Annotated in this window: 13 protein-coding genes; 6 read left to right on the top strand and 7 right to left on the bottom strand. The window is 42.9% G+C overall.

Annotation, left to right across the window (positions count from 1 at the left end; translation table 11 throughout):
* Positions 1 to 27 precede the first annotated feature (27 nt).
* Both ACFQZI_RS12445 and purN read left to right on the top strand, forming a co-directional pair.
* Positions 28 to 528 carry a hypothetical protein gene (locus ACFQZI_RS12445; protein WP_377142892.1) on the top strand — a complete coding sequence of 167 codons (501 nt, stop codon included), beginning with the start codon at positions 28 to 30 and terminating at the stop codon, positions 526 to 528.
* Between the two features lie 45 nt (positions 529 to 573).
* Entirely contained in the window at positions 574 to 1,152 is a 579-nt protein-coding gene (purN, locus tag ACFQZI_RS12440; protein WP_377142891.1) for a phosphoribosylglycinamide formyltransferase, read from the top strand.
* A gap of 15 nt (positions 1,153 to 1,167) precedes the next feature.
* On the opposite strand, the gene ACFQZI_RS12435 is transcribed toward purN, so the two are convergent.
* On the bottom strand, positions 1,168 to 2,946 hold the full coding sequence (locus ACFQZI_RS12435) for a DUF885 domain-containing protein (protein WP_377142889.1): 1,779 nt from the start codon (positions 2,944 to 2,946) through the stop codon (positions 1,168 to 1,170).
* A gap of 95 nt (positions 2,947 to 3,041) precedes the next feature.
* Between ACFQZI_RS12435 and ACFQZI_RS12430 the strand changes: the two genes are divergently transcribed.
* Positions 3,042 to 3,521, top strand: coding sequence for a DinB family protein (locus ACFQZI_RS12430; RefSeq protein ID WP_377142887.1), 480 nt, complete (start codon positions 3,042 to 3,044; stop codon positions 3,519 to 3,521).
* Between the two features lie 74 nt (positions 3,522 to 3,595).
* On the opposite strand, the gene ACFQZI_RS12425 is transcribed toward ACFQZI_RS12430, so the two are convergent.
* Positions 3,596 to 4,876 (bottom strand): serine aminopeptidase domain-containing protein, encoded by a 1,281-nt coding sequence (locus ACFQZI_RS12425; protein WP_377142885.1) that lies wholly within the window; start codon positions 4,874 to 4,876, stop codon positions 3,596 to 3,598.
* A 191-nt stretch (positions 4,877 to 5,067) separates the two neighbouring features.
* Between ACFQZI_RS12425 and ACFQZI_RS12420 the strand changes: the two genes are divergently transcribed.
* Positions 5,068 to 7,512 (top strand): outer membrane beta-barrel protein, encoded by a 2,445-nt coding sequence (locus ACFQZI_RS12420; protein ID WP_377142883.1) that lies wholly within the window; start codon positions 5,068 to 5,070, stop codon positions 7,510 to 7,512.
* Here ACFQZI_RS12420 and ACFQZI_RS12415 read toward each other — a convergent pair.
* Together ACFQZI_RS12415 and ACFQZI_RS12410 are read right to left on the bottom strand one after the other, a co-directional pair.
* Positions 7,506 to 7,727 (bottom strand): KTSC domain-containing protein, encoded by a 222-nt coding sequence (locus tag ACFQZI_RS12415; protein WP_377142881.1) that lies wholly within the window; start codon positions 7,725 to 7,727, stop codon positions 7,506 to 7,508. The two genes, ACFQZI_RS12420 and ACFQZI_RS12415, sit on opposite strands and share 7 nt — an antisense overlap.
* 41 nt (positions 7,728 to 7,768) lie before the next feature.
* Positions 7,769 to 8,152, bottom strand: a complete 384-nt coding sequence (locus ACFQZI_RS12410) for a DUF1634 domain-containing protein (protein WP_377142879.1) — start codon at positions 8,150 to 8,152, stop codon at positions 7,769 to 7,771.
* A gap of 146 nt (positions 8,153 to 8,298) precedes the next feature.
* Between ACFQZI_RS12410 and leuS the strand changes: the two genes are divergently transcribed.
* On the top strand, positions 8,299 to 11,184 hold the full coding sequence (gene leuS / locus ACFQZI_RS12405; protein ID WP_377142877.1) for a leucine--tRNA ligase: 2,886 nt from the start codon (positions 8,299 to 8,301) through the stop codon (positions 11,182 to 11,184).
* Positions 11,185 to 11,366: 182 nt separating this feature from the next.
* Positions 11,367 to 13,928, top strand: coding sequence for a TonB-dependent receptor domain-containing protein (locus tag ACFQZI_RS12400; protein ID WP_377142876.1), 2,562 nt, complete (start codon positions 11,367 to 11,369; stop codon positions 13,926 to 13,928).
* Between the two features lie 80 nt (positions 13,929 to 14,008).
* Here ACFQZI_RS12400 and ACFQZI_RS12395 read toward each other — a convergent pair whose 3' ends face one another.
* The 3 genes from ACFQZI_RS12395 to eno all read right to left on the bottom strand — a co-directional run bounded on the left by ACFQZI_RS12395 (position 14,009) and on the right by eno (position 16,195).
* On the bottom strand, positions 14,009 to 14,401 hold the full coding sequence (locus tag ACFQZI_RS12395) for a type II toxin-antitoxin system HicB family antitoxin (protein WP_377142874.1): 393 nt from the start codon (positions 14,399 to 14,401) through the stop codon (positions 14,009 to 14,011).
* Positions 14,394 to 14,657 carry a type II toxin-antitoxin system HicA family toxin gene (locus ACFQZI_RS12390; RefSeq protein WP_377142873.1) on the bottom strand — a complete coding sequence of 88 codons (264 nt, stop codon included), beginning with the start codon at positions 14,655 to 14,657 and terminating at the stop codon, positions 14,394 to 14,396. The genes ACFQZI_RS12395 and ACFQZI_RS12390 overlap by 8 nt, the downstream gene beginning before the upstream one ends.
* A 239-nt stretch (positions 14,658 to 14,896) precedes the next feature.
* Positions 14,897 to 16,195 carry a phosphopyruvate hydratase gene (gene eno / locus ACFQZI_RS12385; RefSeq protein WP_377142872.1) on the bottom strand — a complete coding sequence of 433 codons (1,299 nt, stop codon included), beginning with the start codon at positions 16,193 to 16,195 and terminating at the stop codon, positions 14,897 to 14,899.
* Positions 16,196 to 16,245: the final 50 nt, after the last annotated feature.

Genomic DNA, 16,245 nt, shown 5'->3' with positions numbered 1-16,245 from the left:
CTTAACTAAACTATCTTTGTAGCATAAATGAACTATAAAAAATTATACTTTTTACTGGCCGGCATAGTGGTTTTAGGCTGTATGCTAAACTCCTGCAAAAAGGAAAAGACCGATAACATTCAAAGCCTGTTTACGACCGGTAAGTGGCAGCTGGGCTCGGTAATTGAGTATAAACTATTAGGCAACCAGGAGGTTAGCCGCGATACCCTTGATTGCGACTCTACTCAGATATTTAAGTTCAACGATGATATGACCTGTAGCTACACCAATTTGGATTGTGATGCAGGCACGGTTAGCGGCCGGTGGTCGTTATCTGATACGCGGTTGTTTTTGCTGGCCGATATTACCTACCCAAAGGTCACATCCGCAGGTACCAAACAGCCTTTCATCAACTCGCGGATAAATAACCTGGGCGAATTTTCGCTGGTTTTAGAAACAGGCGACCTGCAAACGTATTACACATCAACCGACAGGCGAACCATACGGCGCTGGGGATTTATAAGGATCAAACCTAATGTTGCCCAATAATTTGAATTAATTTTATATTTTGCGTAACAAAAGCTACCATCTATTTTGAAAAAGAGAATTGCCATTTTTGCTTCAGGGTCGGGTTCTAACGCCCAAAAGATAATGGAGCATTTTAAGCGTAATGCCGATGCCGAAGTTGTATTGATATTAACCAATAACCCGCAGGCCTACGTTTTACAACGTGCCGATAACTTCGAGATCCCATCGCATATATTTAACCGCCACGAGTTTTACGAAACCGATGATGTAATAAACCTGTTAAAAAACCTGCAGGTAGATATTATTGTGCTGGCAGGCTTTTTATGGCTGGTACCGCCAAGCTTGTTAAATGCTTTCCCTAATAAGATAATAAACCTGCACCCTGCCCTTTTGCCAAAGTTTGGCGGCAAAGGCATGTATGGCGATCATGTACACAAGGCCGTGCTTGAGGCCGGCGAAGAAGAATCGGGCATTACTATCCACTTTGTAAACACCCAATTTGACGAAGGCGAAGTTATCCACCAGTCGCGATTTAAAATCGAGCCGGGCGATAACCTGGAGATGGTAAAGTTTAAAGGCCAGCAATTAGAGCATCAGCATTTCCCCAAGGTTATTGAGAACCTTTTGAAGAAAATGCGGAGCTAACTGCCGCTGTTGCGATTAATTATTCTTCTTCGGGTCTGTTTTAGGTATGGCAAACATCGCCTCTTTAATAAACTTAACCGGGGCGCTGCCATAGCTCAAAAATTTCTCGTTAAACTCTTTAAGTTTATACTTATCAGCCTTCTTTTTATTCCACTCTTCGTGTAGGGCGTTAATTTCTTTGTAGCCGGTATAGTAACTGGTAAGCTGAACACTGCTTACGCTAACCCGTTTCCATTTACCTTCAGCTTCGGCCTCTTGCTGGAATGCTTCTTTAGTTAACAATCTAATAGCATCCTCCTTGCTCATGTTAGCGGTATGTACACTGTAATCCAAAATGGTGTTACACACCGACCGCAGGTGCCACTTATACCACATCAGCCGCATTTCCGGCGCGTTGTTGCCAAAGCCGGCATCCATCATTTCCTGTTCGCTAAAAACCGCCCAACCCTCTACCATGGCGCCATTGCCTAAAATAGATTTTATTAAACTTGGCGCCTTATTAGCATATACCAATTGCGTATAATGGCCGGGAATAGCCTCGTGGATACAAAGTATCTGCAAAATATAGTCGTTGTACTCGCGCAGGTAACTTTCTGCTTTTGCTGCCGGCCAGCCTTTAAGGCTGCCCACATTATAGTAAGTATTGCCACCCTTATCATAAGGCCCGGGCGCGCTTACAGACGCGCCTGCAACACCTGCCATGTAAGCGGGTTCTTTACGTACAACCAGCGGCTTCGTAGGGTCGAGCGTTACAATATCTTTGCTTTTTATGAATGCGGTAAGTTTAGGTATCTCTTTCTCTATGGCAGACTGAAACTCATCCGGCGCAACGTGTTTAGCCGAAAGGGTATCTATCATTTTGGCAATAAACACTAACGAATCTTTAGGTAAGGGTTGATTGCCAAAATATTTTGGCCAAAGCGCACGGCTTAATTTAGCCATTTCTTTATGCAGGTACTTTTTGCGTTCAACAGCCGAGTTGTAAGTTTGCTGGGCTGTGCCTTCGGCCTGTATCTCGTACTTGAATTTGGCCTCATAAAACTGCTTTCCAAGCCTAAAGCTGCGTGGCTTATCATTTTTTAAGGTTTTTAACCAGCCGGCAAATTCTTTTATAGCGGCTGCCGATGTCTTAGCCCTGTTGAGCATTAAGGTTTGTTCGGCAGCGGGTATATTGGTTTTTTTAAGCGAATCGGCAAAATCGTTTTCTATAACACCCACCCCACCAAGATGCTGATCAATTGCCAGCGAGGTAAGTTCAACAACCGGGTTTTTAATTTGCTTCTCGGCCTCTTTGTAGTATGCCGGAATATTTTCCATTTTTTGGTAAAAGCTGCGCAGGCGTTTGGTTAACGGGGCATAATTTTCATTCAAAATTGTGGCAAAAGAACCTATCACATTATAGGTTGTAGGGTCCCACTCATATGCCTTTAACTGGTCGTTATAAAACTGGATCTTCTCCATCTCGTTTTGCATCAGGCGGCTGTCCATTTTATTGAGGTCGCTAAGGCTGTTAACCTGGTAGCGGCTCAACGAGTCTATTTGCACTTTGGCAAACTTTACGGCCTGTTCCCGGGTTTTAGAGGTGGGGATCAATAAAAGGCTGTCGTATTTATGGTAACCAACGCTTGTAGCCCAGTCGGGGTTGTTTTTCCATAATTCTTCTAAAAAATGATCTTCATACCTCAAAAAGGCAGCATCGTCTTTTAAAGACAGATCCTGCATCATCTCGGTATCTTTTTTACAACCCGTAAACGCGGCCACGTAAAGGGCCATTAATAATAGTTTTTTGATCACTGCTGTACAGTTTTGCTTAGGGTATAAACTTAAAACTTTTGTACCATATAAATCAAACCTGTATCTAATTTGTTAAACAGCAAACACACTTTACTATGAATAATCAGCACCAGATACTTATAAACGAATTAATAAAACTTATAGAAGGCGGCGGCGCGCATGCTACCTTAAAAGATGCATTGGCCGACCTGCCTAAAGAATTGCGCGGCGTTAAGCCCCATAACCTGCCTTACAGCATATGGCAGCTGGCAGAGCATGTACGTATTGCACAATGGGACATGCTGGAGTTTAGTAAAGATGGCAGCCACCAATCGCCAAACTGGCCCGATGATTACTGGCCAAAAGAAGCTGAACCGGCAGATGATGCCGCATGGAATAAAACAATTGAACAAATAAATGCCGACAGGGCCGAATTTATCAACCTGTTACAAAGCGGGGATATATATGAAAAGATCCCGCATGGCGACGGGCAAAATATACTGCGCGAAGCCCTGCAAATTGCCGACCATAATTCCTACCACACCTCGGAGATAATATTATTGCGGAGGTTGCTGGGCGCGTGGAAAAGCGAGTAGATATGTGGATACGACGATGTGCAGATATGCAGATGAACTCATTTACACATCCACGTATTTGCACATCCGCACATCTACTTTAACCCCTTTATAAAATTAACTATCCCGGTAACCAGTTCGGGTTTAAGGGGAAGGTCGGGCTTGGTATAAGTGGCCATATTCTGTTCCTTATCTGCCGGTGCCTCCTTTAATATGTGGTTCATGTTAGGGATCATCAGCAACACCGCTTCAGATTTCGCTTTTTTCAACAGGTCCGCATCTGTAGCAGGCACCTGCAGGTCGGTAGTGCCCTGCACAATAAGCACCGGTATTTTAGCCTTTTTGATCTCGCGGGTTGGCGAATACCTGAACCACGACATTAAATAGGGTTGTATATCCGGCCGTGCAATCGGATAAAGTTTCGGGTCGATGTTATCTGTAAATTTGCCTTTCTTAAGGCTGTCAAGCATGGTTTTAAAATTATCCTGTATAAACTTAGGATATGCCTTCATTTGCTCGGTTACCACAATATCTGCCGAGCGGCCCGCTCCTGCAACTGAGATGTATGCCTTCACCGGCTGATCGCGTATGGCAAGCATCCCAACTAATGAACCCTCGCTGTGGCCCAATACGATCACTTTAGAAAAACGCTGATCCTCGCTCAGTAAATTTACCAGGCCTACGGCATCATCCACATAATCCTCAAAACGCAGTTGCTTTTCTTTTGTGGTGGTTATACTTTGGCCCACCAGGCGTTTATCATAACGGAAACTTGCTATACCATTTTTGCCAAGCTCGTTTGCCAGCATTTTGTAGGTATTGCCATTAAGGCCGAGCTTAGGGCTGTTGCCATCCCGATCAGTTGGGCCCGAACCGGCTATAATCATAACCACAGGTACTTTACCCGATGTATTTGCAGGCATGGTTAAAGTACCCGATATTGACCCTGAAAAGGTTTTAAGCAGTAAAGGCGACTCTTTAAGCGAGGGATCCATTGTAATGGAACTGGCTTCTTCTACATATGGTGCAAGAAACAAACCTATAATTTTACTTTGCGCGTTAAGCGATAGGTTAAGCTGAAATATAGCGTTATCAAAAGCGCCTTTATAAATTGCCAGTGGCGAATTATATTTTAAAAAGGTTATTTGCTTAAGGCTACCTAATTGCGATCTTAACTGGGTTGTGGTAGGCTTAAATTTATCTAATGGCAGGCTGGCCTTCATCTCCGGGCTAAACATGGCAAAAATGCTGTCGGGCTGATTGCTGTTGTAAAACTGTTTAAATTTATTGGCTACAGCCGCATAGTTTGCCGGCTCCTGTGCCTTAAGCTGTGCTGCAAACAATAAAACAAGCGCTGTAAAGTATAATTTTTTCATGTACAGTTATAATGGTGTTGTTGGCGAAATTAATAAATTGAAAGGATTTACTTAGTACTAATAACTTAAAGCAACATTTAATAGTATAAAGCTGTAAAAGCAAATTACATATCGCTTCCCTTTGTAAATTTGTTGTTATATTTAACTTTTTAACAGGGAACTATACGCAAAAATTCCACAAGGTAATATTAATGAGGTTTAAAATCGGGTGCTTAATTATAGTCACCCTGTCAGGTCTATTTAGTTTTTGCTACGCCCAAACGGGCTCTTCAACTATAAGCGGCACTGTTTTAACACAAAATAACCAACCGGCCGATGCCGCCACGGTTATCTTGTTAAACCTGCCCGACTCGTCTGTGGTTATGTCTGCATTGGTAGGTGCTACCGGTAGTTTCCGTTTTTCGTATGTTAACCCCGGTAGCTATATATTACTTGCTACAAGGCTCGGTTTTAAAAAAGCTTATAGTACAAGTTTTAAAGTAACCGCAGGGCTTGATGTTACTGCTGCCCCTATCATTTTATCGGCGCTTAACAAAGAATTAAAAGAAGTAGCGATAGTGGCTAAAAAGCCTTATATCGAAGTACGACCGGGCAAACTGATCATTAATCCATCAGCCAGCATTGTTGCCGACGGGCAATCTGTGTTAGAGATTTTAAGGCAATCGCCGGGGGTGCGTGTAGATAATAATGACATTGTAAGCGTTAATGGCCGCCAGGATGCATTGATAATGATAGATGGCAAACCTACCAATCTTACCGGGCCGGACCTGGCCGCTTTGTTAAAAAGCACACAGGGTAATAATATCGACCGGATGGAAGTACTAAAAGGCGGCTCTGCAAAGTATGATGCTGCCGGTGGCGGTATCATCAACATTATCTACAAAAAAGGGACAAACATCGGCACCAATGGTACATTCAATGCATCGGCAGGGTATGGTAAATATTATAAGGGCAGTACGGGCATTGGCTTAAATCATCGCACAAAAGCATACAATGTATTTGCGAGTTACAGCCTGGCATTAAATAAGCAATGGAAAGATGTATATACCGACCGTACAGTTGATTACGCCGGGTTAGTAAGCAATTACAACACCACCTATAAAAGCATCATACAATCGCGCAGCCATGCTTTTAGGTTTGGTACCGATTTCTTTTTGTCGCCCATCCAAAACCTTGGTTTTTTGGTTTACGGCACTGTAAACAATAACAATATTGGTAAGGACAACACATTGCACATTTACAACAATGGCAATCTGGATTCTACTATTCTTGCCCGATCAACTGTCGACAGGGACATTAGTAATATTAACTATAACCTCAATTACAACGCCAAATTAGACAAGACGGGCAGAAGCATTACCGCCAATGCAACATATAGCAGGGCCAAGCGCCACTCTGACGAATACATTACCAACACATTCGCAGATGAAAATGGCTTTACTTATCGCGACCCTCTGCTGCTTCAAAACATATCGCCCACAAAAATTAATAACTGGAGTGGCTTTTTGGCGTTAAGCAACCCGTTAACAAACGGCAAGTTAGATATGGGTTTAAAATACAGCTACACTACTACCGATAATAATCTTGTTTTCGGGCCGCAGATAAACGGCATTTACACGGTCAATACTACATTTAGTAACCATTTTCTGTTTAACGAGAAAATAGGCGCAGCTTATCTTAACTATACCGCCAAGTTTGGCAAATTTGATTTTGACGGTGGCCTGCGTGGAGAATACACCAATAACAAAGGCACCTCACTAAACGCCGCCGGGGTGGCTTATGATGTTACCCCTCATAAATATTTCAACCTGTTCCCTACCGCGATATTGAATTACAGGTATAACGACAAAAACGAATTTGCATTAAACCTGTCAAGAGGTATAACAAGGCCCGGGTACGATAAGCTTAATCCGTTCCTTTATTTTGTTGATCTTTATAACTACCAATCGGGCAACCCTTACCTAAAGCCTGAATATCATAATCTAATCCAACTTAGCCATACTTATAACAGCGAAACGGTTACATCATTACGTGCCGAAATTACCACCGGTGCAACGTTTCCTTTTTATGGGCAAGATGATGCCAGTAAGATAAGCCTGAGTGCCGATGTTAACCTGGGCAGGGTTTACACTTATGGCATTAACATAAATACACCTGTTAAATTTACGGGCTGGTGGACCAGTAATTATGATATTGATGCATCCTATCAACGCTACATTGCTTATGCACAATATGGTAACCTTAATAAAGGCACTGCCGATGTAATAGTTACATCTACCCAAACTTTTACCATGCCAGGTGGATTCGCGGCACAGCTATCAGGCAGGTTTGAAACTGCCACTTTTTACGGTATAAAACAATTCAGGCCTGCGGGGTTTATGGACTTGGGCATCAGCAAGCAGATCCTAAACAAGATGGGTCGCATAAGTTTAGTAGGGAACGATATATTTAAACTAAACCGCGACAGGGCTTCTATAAATTACCAAAACGTGAATATCAATATTTTAGACAGGCGCGAATACCGCAAAATTTACCTAAACTTTAGCTATCGTTTTGGTAAAACCACTGTCAAAAGCTCCGCAACACACGTTACGGGTAACGAGGAAGAGCAAAACAGGATGAAACCGCCTCAATAATACTCCACCTTCTCTTCGGGATACTTACCCTTTATGCGGGTTACGAAAAAATTGCCAAGCGATTCGCTGTTCACAAACTTTTTATAAGCGGCAGGTTTAACGTTAAAATATTGCCATACGCCGCCATTATCCCTAAATTCCAATTCAAGGATATGTTTATCGGGGTCGTAACCTATGCTTTGCAATGCTGTTGATTGTACTTTACGCCTGCGCATATTTTATAAAGCGGCATAAAGCAAAATGGTTTTAAGAAAAGTTATCCGGCGTGGCCGCTAAACGCGCTTATTACTATAATAAGTAACACGATAAAAGTGATAGCTGTATACAGGTAATCCTTTTCGAGCATGAAGCCGATAGCGCTAAATATTACCCTTACCACCGGTGTAGCTATCAGCAAAACAATGCCTGCCTGTATAATGGCCCTTCCACGCAAATTAATAATACCGTTGATTACGCCCCGCGGGCTATGAATAAAATCCGGAACGCCTACAAACCTGTGGTAATTGGCCACACTTTGGCCATGGCGCATCAGGTATATGATACCGCCTATAAAAACAATAAACATCGATACAAAGACACCGGCACGCAGTACCCACCCAATCACCGCCTGCATGTCTTTATCTTTAAACTTGTTTACCATTAAGTGCCGAAAATAATGGTTATTAAATACCCTGTCAACTTTAATGTTAACCTATATAATATATAGACTTTGTTGAAAGTAACCTGTAAACACGGATGTTAGAGCAGTTTTTACTATTTTCGCACCTCAATACGCTAAATAAACAAATGGATTATCAATTTAAAGATATAGAGCAAAAATGGCAGCAGTTTTGGGCCGAAAATAAAACCTTCAGGGCCGAAAATAAAACCAACAAACCCAAATATTATGTGCTGGATATGTTCCCCTACCCATCGGGCGCGGGGCTGCATGTTGGCCACCCGCTGGGTTATATTGCCTCTGATATTTTTGCGCGTTATAAACGTTTAAAGGGCTTTAACGTATTGCACCCTATGGGCTACGATAGCTTTGGCCTGCCAGCTGAGCAGTATGCCATACAAACCGGCCAGCACCCATCACTTACCACCGAAGCCAACATAAACACCTACCGCCGCCAGTTAGACCAGATCGGCTTTTCGTTTGATTGGGACCGCGAGGTGCGCACCAGCTCGCCCGGTTATTATAAGTGGACGCAGTGGATCTTTATGCAGCTGTTTAACAGTTATTACGATAAAGGCGCGGATAAAGCGCAAAGCATAGCTAACCTGGTTGAGCATTTTGAGAACAAAGGTTCGGCAGGTATTAATGCTGTTTGCGATGAAGATATTTTAAATTTTACGGCCGATGAGTGGAAAGCTTTTTCGCCGGAACAACAGCAAACCGAATTGTTGAAATACCGCCTTACCTACCTGCGCGAAAGCACAGTTAACTGGTGCGCTGCATTAGGTACTGTATTGGCAAACGACGAGGTAAAAGAAGGCTTTAGCGAACGTGGCGGCTACCCGGTTGAGCAAAAGAAGATGATGCAGTGGAGTATGCGCATTACCGCATACGCACAGAGATTATTAGAAGGCCTGGACACCATTGACTGGCCCGAGCCCCTGAAAGAGATACAGCGCAACTGGATAGGCAAAAGCGTTGGCGCAAGTGTGAAGTTTCCGTTGGAAGCCTCACCTAAATCCTCTCCAAAGGAGAGGACTTTAGAAGAGCCTTCTAACTCCCTCTCCTTTGGAGAGGGCCAGGGTGAGGCTTCTCACATCGAGGTTTTCACTACCCGCGTTGATACTATTTTTGGGGTTAGCTTTTTGGTGATCGCACCCGAGCATGAGTTAGTTAACGAACTAACCACACCTGAGCAAAAGGCTGATATTGACGCCTACATCGCCCAAACTAAAAAGAAAAGCGAACTTGACCGTATGGCCGATACCAAAACCGTATCGGGCGCATTCACGGGCAGCTATGTAACCAACCCGCTTAATGGCGAAAAGATCCCGGTATGGATTGCAGACTATGTTTTGGCAGGATACGGTACAGGCGCGGTTATGGCTGTACCAAGCGGCGATCAGCGCGATTACTTGTTTGCGAAGCATTTTAATTTGCCGATAATCCCGATCATTGATATACAAAACATTGAGGTTGAGGCCGACCCTACCAAGGAGGGTAAATATGTTAACAGCGATTTTATAAATGGCCTGGGTTATAAAGAAGCTACCGCCGCTGTAGTTGCAAAACTGGAAGAGTTAGGCTTGGGTAAAGCCAAAGTGAATTTCAGGATGAGGGATGCCATTTTTGGCCGCCAGCGTTATTGGGGCGAACCCGTGCCGGTTTACTTTAAAGGCAAAATACCTTATTTGATTGGTGAGCAAGAGCTGCCATTACTGTTACCGGAGATTGATAAATACCTGCCCACCGAAAGCGGCGAGCCACCTCTTGGCCGCGCTACGGACTGGAAATATAACTCCCTCTCCCTTGGAGAAGGCCGGGGTGAGGCTTACGATTACGAACTTAGCACCATGCCGGGTTGGGCAGGCAGCAGCTGGTACTGGTACCGCTACATGGATGCCCATAACGACCACGAATTTGGATCGCGCGAAGCGATAGAATACTGGAAAGATGTTGACTTGTACATTGGCGGCAGCGAACATGCTACCGGACACCTGCTATATAGCCGTTTCTGGAACAAATTCCTGAAAGATATTGGGAAAGTGGTTGAGGAAGAGCCTTTCAAAAAGCTGATAAACCAGGGCATGATACAAGGAAGGAGTAATTTCGTGTATCGATTAATTGACGACGAAGGCAAAGGCACCAACACTTTTGTATCGCATGGTTTGATCAAAGAATATAAAACTTCGCCATTACACGTTGATGTTAATATTGTTGAGAACGAGGTTTTAAATCTAACCAAGTTTAAAGCCTGGAGAGAAGATTTTGCTGATGCAGAATTTATTTTAGAGAACGGCAAATACATTTGCGGTGTAGAGGTTGAAAAGATGTCGAAGTCCAAGTTCAATGTGGTTAATCCGGATGACCTGATTGCCCGCTACGGCGCCGATACATTGCGTATGTACGAGATGTTCCTTGGTCCGCTGGAGCAGAGCAAGCCGTGGAATACCAATGGTATTGAGGGGGTGTTTAAATTCCTGCGTAAATTCTGGAGATTATTCCACGATGCGGAATGGAACTTCAACGTTAGCAACGAAGCGCCTACCAAAGCGGAACTCAAATCGCTGCACAAGATCATCCAAAAGGTTGAGCAGGACATAGAGCGTTTCTCTTTCAATACATCGGTATCGAGTTTTATGATTGCCGTTAACGAACTTACCGATTTAAAATGCAACAAACGCGCTATACTACAGGGGTTGGTTATAACCCTTGCCCCTTACGCCCCACATATTTGTGAGGAACTTTGGGTATTATTGGGTAACCCGGCCGGTAGCATATCAACCGCGGCCTATCCTACCTTTAACCCCGCTTATTTGGTGGAGGATGAATTTAATTATCCGGTATCATTTAATGGTAAGGTGCGTACAAATATCAGCCTTTCGCTTACACTTGAGCAAGCCGATATAGAAGCGGCAGTCCTTGCAAATGCAGACGTGCAAAAACATCTGGACGGCAAAGCCCCTAAAAAGGTTATTGTAGTTAAAGGCCGTATAGTAAATATAGTTATATAACACCTTCATAGTAAAGCCCCCGTACTTATAACTTTAAAAGTTAAAGCGCAGGGGCTTTTTGCTGCCTGTTAGTGTAACATGTACATTACACTTCTATATAATTACATAAAAGCGATAACTGCCTGTAACATTTTAGGCATTTTCGCCTCCAATTACAAAAAACGCCCAAAATAGTACTTAATATGAAACGAATACTTTTACTTTTATTAGTTATATGTGCCTCAATATCAGCCAAAGCCCAGTTTGGGGTTGGTGGTGGCGGTGGCTCAAATATTATTGGCAAGATCTCAGGTACGGTTGTAGATTCACTTACCAAAAAACCTATCGACTATGCCACTATCAGCATATTTAAAAGCGGTGCCAAAACACCTATAAACGGTGTACTTACTGATGAAAAAGGCAACTTTAAACTGGATAACATCCGCGCAGGTAAATATAAGATCACCGTATCTTTTATTGGTTACCCAACCAAAACTTTCGACCCGGTTGAAACTACGGCATCAAAACCGGATAACAACATGGGTGTGCTGGTTTTAGCACCAAGCGCCAAAGCGTTAAAAGAGGTACAGGTTGTTGGCCAAGCAGCGCTGATAGAAAACAAAATTGATAAAATTGTTTACAACGCCGAAAAAGACCTTACGGCTGCCGGTGGTAACGCTACAGATGTATTGCAAAAAGTGCCGTTGGTATCTGTTGACATGAACGGTAACGTAGCCCTGCGCGGCGACCAAAACGTTCGTGTATTGATAAACGGTAAACCTTCTGGTGCAACTTCAGCCAGCTTAAGCGATGTTTTAAAGACCATCCCTGCAGATCAGATCAAGAGCATCGAGGTATTAACCTCGCCATCCGCTAAATACGATGCGGAGGGCTCTGGTGGTATCATCAACATTATTACCAAAACCAAAAATGCATCGGGCATAAGCGGTGGTGTAAGCGGCGGTGTAGGTACACGCCAAAATAACGGTAACATAAACTTTAACTACAACAAAAACCGTTTTAACTTTTCGGCCAATCTTGGTGGTAACCTTACCTGGCCTCAAACGTCATACTCCGACTTCAAGCAAGAGTTACAAGTTGGGTCTGCTACGCAATTAAACACCAGCAATACGCACAATGAGATCAAACGCCATGGTGCCAGAGGTTCGCTATCTGCCGGTTATGAGTTTAACGGCTTTAACAGCATTAACAGTACACTTACCTTAAACGATGGTGGTTTCAACGCTAATGGTGGTGGTAATTACCATTTTGAGGATGCGGCAAATGCTATCGTAAAAGATTATATCGGTCGCTCTATATCGCACAATAAATTCAGCGGTTTCGACTGGAATGTTGATTATACACATAAATTTAAAAAAGAAGGCCACGAGTTAACGGTTTCCGGTCAATGGAGCCACAGCATCATCAAGTCGGACTATGTGAATTTGTTTACCGATCGTTACCAAAGCCAGTCGGGTAACAATAACGGTAAAAACAATGAGTATACAGCCCAGGCTGATTATGTGAACCCTTTTAATAAAACCCTTAAACTTGAGGCTGGCGGTAAAACTATCCAACGCCGTATCAACAGCGTTTATGATATATTTGCGGTAACGCCAGATAACCTTACTGATCCTAATTCCGGCATCAACCCAATCAGGGATAACGAAAATTCTAACCTGTATAACTATAATCAGAACGTTTATGCCGGTTATAGTGTGTTCACCATCAACCTGCCTAAAAACTACTCGATTTTAGCCGGCTTCCGTTACGAAAACACCCAGATTAAAGGTGACCCGCAAACGCCATACGCTACACCGGGTGCTAATTCGCAGCAATTAGAGCCGTTTACCGCAAGCTATAACACCTATGTACCAAGCTTCACTCTACAAAAACTAATTGGTGCAAACTCATTAAAACTATCTTACAGCAAACGTATACAACGCCCAAGTTTACAGGTTTTAAACCCGTTCATTAACCGTGCACAACAGCAAAGCCAAAGCGTAGGTAACCCTAACCTTGCGCCCGAAGTATCGCAAACTGTAGAGTTAAACTACAATGCTTTTGTTAAATCATCGGTATTGAACTTCTCGGTTTATTATAAAAACACTGCTAACCTAATAGAAGGGATAGCTACACCAATTACAGATAATGGTGTGGTAGTTAACCGGACCGTTCAAAACAACGTTGCCGAAAACAATTCTATTGGTGCAAGTTTCTTTGGCTCAATAAACCCTATCAAAGCCTTAACCATACGCGGTAGCATTAACGTGTATACTTATAACCCAACCGTGTACGATGCCTATGCCGGCTTTGTAAGCCAGGACGCATTGAAAACCCGCCTGGTATCAACCATGTTTGGCAGCGCACAGCTAAACCTGCCAAAAAACTTTATTGTTGAGGCATTCGGTTTCACCAACTCTGCCCGCAGGACCATACAAGGTTCAAGCCCGTCATTCGGTATTTACGCGTTTGGTATCAAGAAACAATTCCTGGATAAAAAGGCATCTATCGGTTTCAACACTGTACAGCCATTCGCGGTTAACAAATCGTTCAACCAGGATATTTCGAGCCCTACGTTCAGACAAACATCACACACCCAGTTCCCTTTCCAATCATTTGGCGTTACGTTTAGCTACAGCTTTGGTAAGCTTAGCTTCTCAAACCCAGCCCAAAAGAAAAAGAAAGGCGTTAACAACGACGACCAGATACAAGGTGGTGACCAAAGCGGCGGTGGCGCAGGTGCACCGGCTGGTGGCAGGTAATAGCCCTTTATTAACACTACATATAAGTAAACGCCCCTTCGGAAACGGAGGGGCGTTTTTTGTGTTAATAGATAAAAATTTTAAGCGTGCTCTAACAAGGAATCTTGTTTACCATCTATAGTGTTATCAATTTCCTTCTTATGATCAAGTGTATAAGAAAGGGCAACTTTAACAAACTCGTTAAGTGTGATGTTATGTATGGCTGCATAAAGGGCAGCTTCTTTGTGTAATGTTGATGGCACACGAACGTTGAAAGTTCCCTTATAAGTTTTGTCAGGTTCTTTCCCTATCTCTGCACATGTTTCTAAATAATCTTCTACTGCTTCCTCGAAAGACTTTTTAAGTTCCTGAACGGATGCGCCCTCAAAGCTCACCAAATCATTTATACCTAATACTTTTCCATAGAAAACTTCATCGGTAGCATTAAACTGTACCGATGCATAGTAGTTTTTATATTGAAGGATGTCATTCATTTTGTATGTGACCCTTTTCTTTTAAATGAGCAATAACTTCTTTTATTGTATAACTTTTAACAACATTGGCAGGATGTGGTTTATGAAGCGTGATGATGTTTTTATTGCCATCAACAAACCTTCTTCTTGAACCACCAGTTTTCCCACCCGTTAGTTCCTCATAGCCATAAAATGCTACAACTTTACATAGTTCGTCCCAGGTAAAATCCTTGGGAACAGATAACAGCCGATTGATTAGCTTGTCTTGTTTGGTCATGATCTAATGACTTTAATTTTTTGATTCGATTTACCATATGATTTCCCTCAAACTTCTACTATTTAACATTCTAACTATTTACTGCCTATTTCGGGACTACACAACATCTTTATTGTCGCTTGAACAAAAATAAATTAAAATATCAACATTTGCAACTAAAATTTAGTTGCAATAAAATACACCACAAAAAAGCCGGTTAATAACTTAACCGGCTTTCTATTCAATATAACTTTTGCTAATTACTTCTTATTGTAGTATTTAAAATCTTTACCAATAAAACGTGCTGCATCGCCAAGTTCTTCTTCGATACGAAGCAGTTGGTTGTATTTAGCGATCCTGTCAGATCGTGAAGCAGAGCCGGTTTTGATCTGGCCGCAGTTAAGAGCAACAGCAAGGTCGGCAATGGTAACATCTTCGGTTTCGCCGCTACGGTGGCTCATTACCGAGGTGTAACCGTTAGTCTGCGCTAAAGTAACCGCGTTGATGGTTTCCGTCAACGAACCTATCTGGTTTACTTTAACCAAAATAGAGTTGGCAGTATCGGTAGATATACCTTGTTGTAAACGTTTAACATTGGTTACAAACAAATCATCACCTACTAACTGTACTTTATTGCCAATCTTCTCTGTCAGTAATTTCCAGCCTGCCCAGTCGTCTTCGCCCATACCATCTTCGATAGAAATGATAGGATATTTCTCTGTTAACGAAGCAAGGTAATCTGCCTGCTCTTCGCTGGTGCGGATAGCACCTTTTTCTCCTTCGAATTTGGTGTAATCGTACTTACCGTCTTTGTAAAATTCAGAAGCAGCGCAGTCAAACGCAAGGCAAATATCTACACCCGGTTTGTAACCAGCTTTTTCAATGGCTTTTAAAATGGTTTCAACGCCATCTTCGGTACCTTCAAAGGTTGGTGCAAAACCACCCTCATCGCCTACTGCTGTAGACAGGCCCCTGTCGTGTAAAATTTTCTTAAGGTTGTGGAACACTTCGGTACCCCAGCGTAAAGCTTCGGAGAATGATGAAGCGCCAACCGGCATGATCATAAACTCCTGGAACGCGATAGGCGCATCAGAGTGAGAACCACCGTTAACGATGTTCATCATTGGGATAGGCAAAGTGTTAGCATTAACACCGCCTATGTAACGGTATAAAGGCTGGCGGCTTTCCTGCGCTGCTGCTTTTGCAACAGCCAACGAAACACCAAGTATAGCATTTGCACCCAGTTTACCTTTGTTTTCGGTACCATCAAGCGCTATCATAATAGCGTCGATAGCATTTTGCTCAAATACATCAACACCTTTTAACTCGTCGGCTATAATGTTGTTCACATTGTCCACAGCTTTTAAAACGCCTTTACCCATGTAAACGGCTTTATCATCGTCGCGAAGCTCAACAGCTTCGTGCACACCTGTAGATGCACCTGATGGTACAGCAGCGCGGCCAAGTACGCCATTTTCGGTAATTACGTCTACCTCGATTGTTGGGTTACCGCGCGAATCAAGGATTTGGCGCGCATGAACAGCAATTATTAAGCTCATAGTTTTTTATTGTCGGATTTTGAGTGATATACTATACTAATTTGGTGGGC

It is taken from the genome of Mucilaginibacter lutimaris, from assembly GCF_042676625.1.
In the GTDB taxonomy this organism is placed as follows: domain Bacteria; phylum Bacteroidota; class Bacteroidia; order Sphingobacteriales; family Sphingobacteriaceae; genus Mucilaginibacter; species Mucilaginibacter lutimaris.
This window is presented reverse-complemented; position numbering and strand designations above follow the sequence as displayed.

Bases quoted from the DNA above. Each gene is read 5' to 3' on its own strand.
- ACFQZI_RS12445 (WP_377142892.1), top strand. From the start codon at position 28: ATGAACTATAAAAAATTATACTTTTTACTGGCCGGCATAGTGGTTTTA.
- ACFQZI_RS12430 (WP_377142887.1), top strand. From the start codon at position 3,042: ATGAATAATCAGCACCAGATACTTATAAACGAATTAATAAAACTTATA.
- ACFQZI_RS12425 (WP_377142885.1), bottom strand. From the start codon at position 4,876: ATGAAAAAATTATACTTTACAGCGCTTGTTTTATTGTTTGCAGCACAG.
- ACFQZI_RS12420 (WP_377142883.1), top strand. From the start codon at position 5,068: ATGAGGTTTAAAATCGGGTGCTTAATTATAGTCACCCTGTCAGGTCTA.
- ACFQZI_RS12415 (WP_377142881.1), bottom strand. From the start codon at position 7,727: ATGCGCAGGCGTAAAGTACAATCAACAGCATTGCAAAGCATAGGTTAC.
- ACFQZI_RS12410 (WP_377142879.1), bottom strand. From the start codon at position 8,152: ATGGTAAACAAGTTTAAAGATAAAGACATGCAGGCGGTGATTGGGTGG.
- leuS (WP_377142877.1), top strand. From the start codon at position 8,299: ATGGATTATCAATTTAAAGATATAGAGCAAAAATGGCAGCAGTTTTGG.
- ACFQZI_RS12400 (WP_377142876.1), top strand. From the start codon at position 11,367: ATGAAACGAATACTTTTACTTTTATTAGTTATATGTGCCTCAATATCA.
- ACFQZI_RS12395 (WP_377142874.1), bottom strand. From the start codon at position 14,401: ATGAATGACATCCTTCAATATAAAAACTACTATGCATCGGTACAGTTT.
- ACFQZI_RS12390 (WP_377142873.1), bottom strand. From the start codon at position 14,657: ATGACCAAACAAGACAAGCTAATCAATCGGCTGTTATCTGTTCCCAAG.
- eno (WP_377142872.1), bottom strand. From the start codon at position 16,195: ATGAGCTTAATAATTGCTGTTCATGCGCGCCAAATCCTTGATTCGCGC.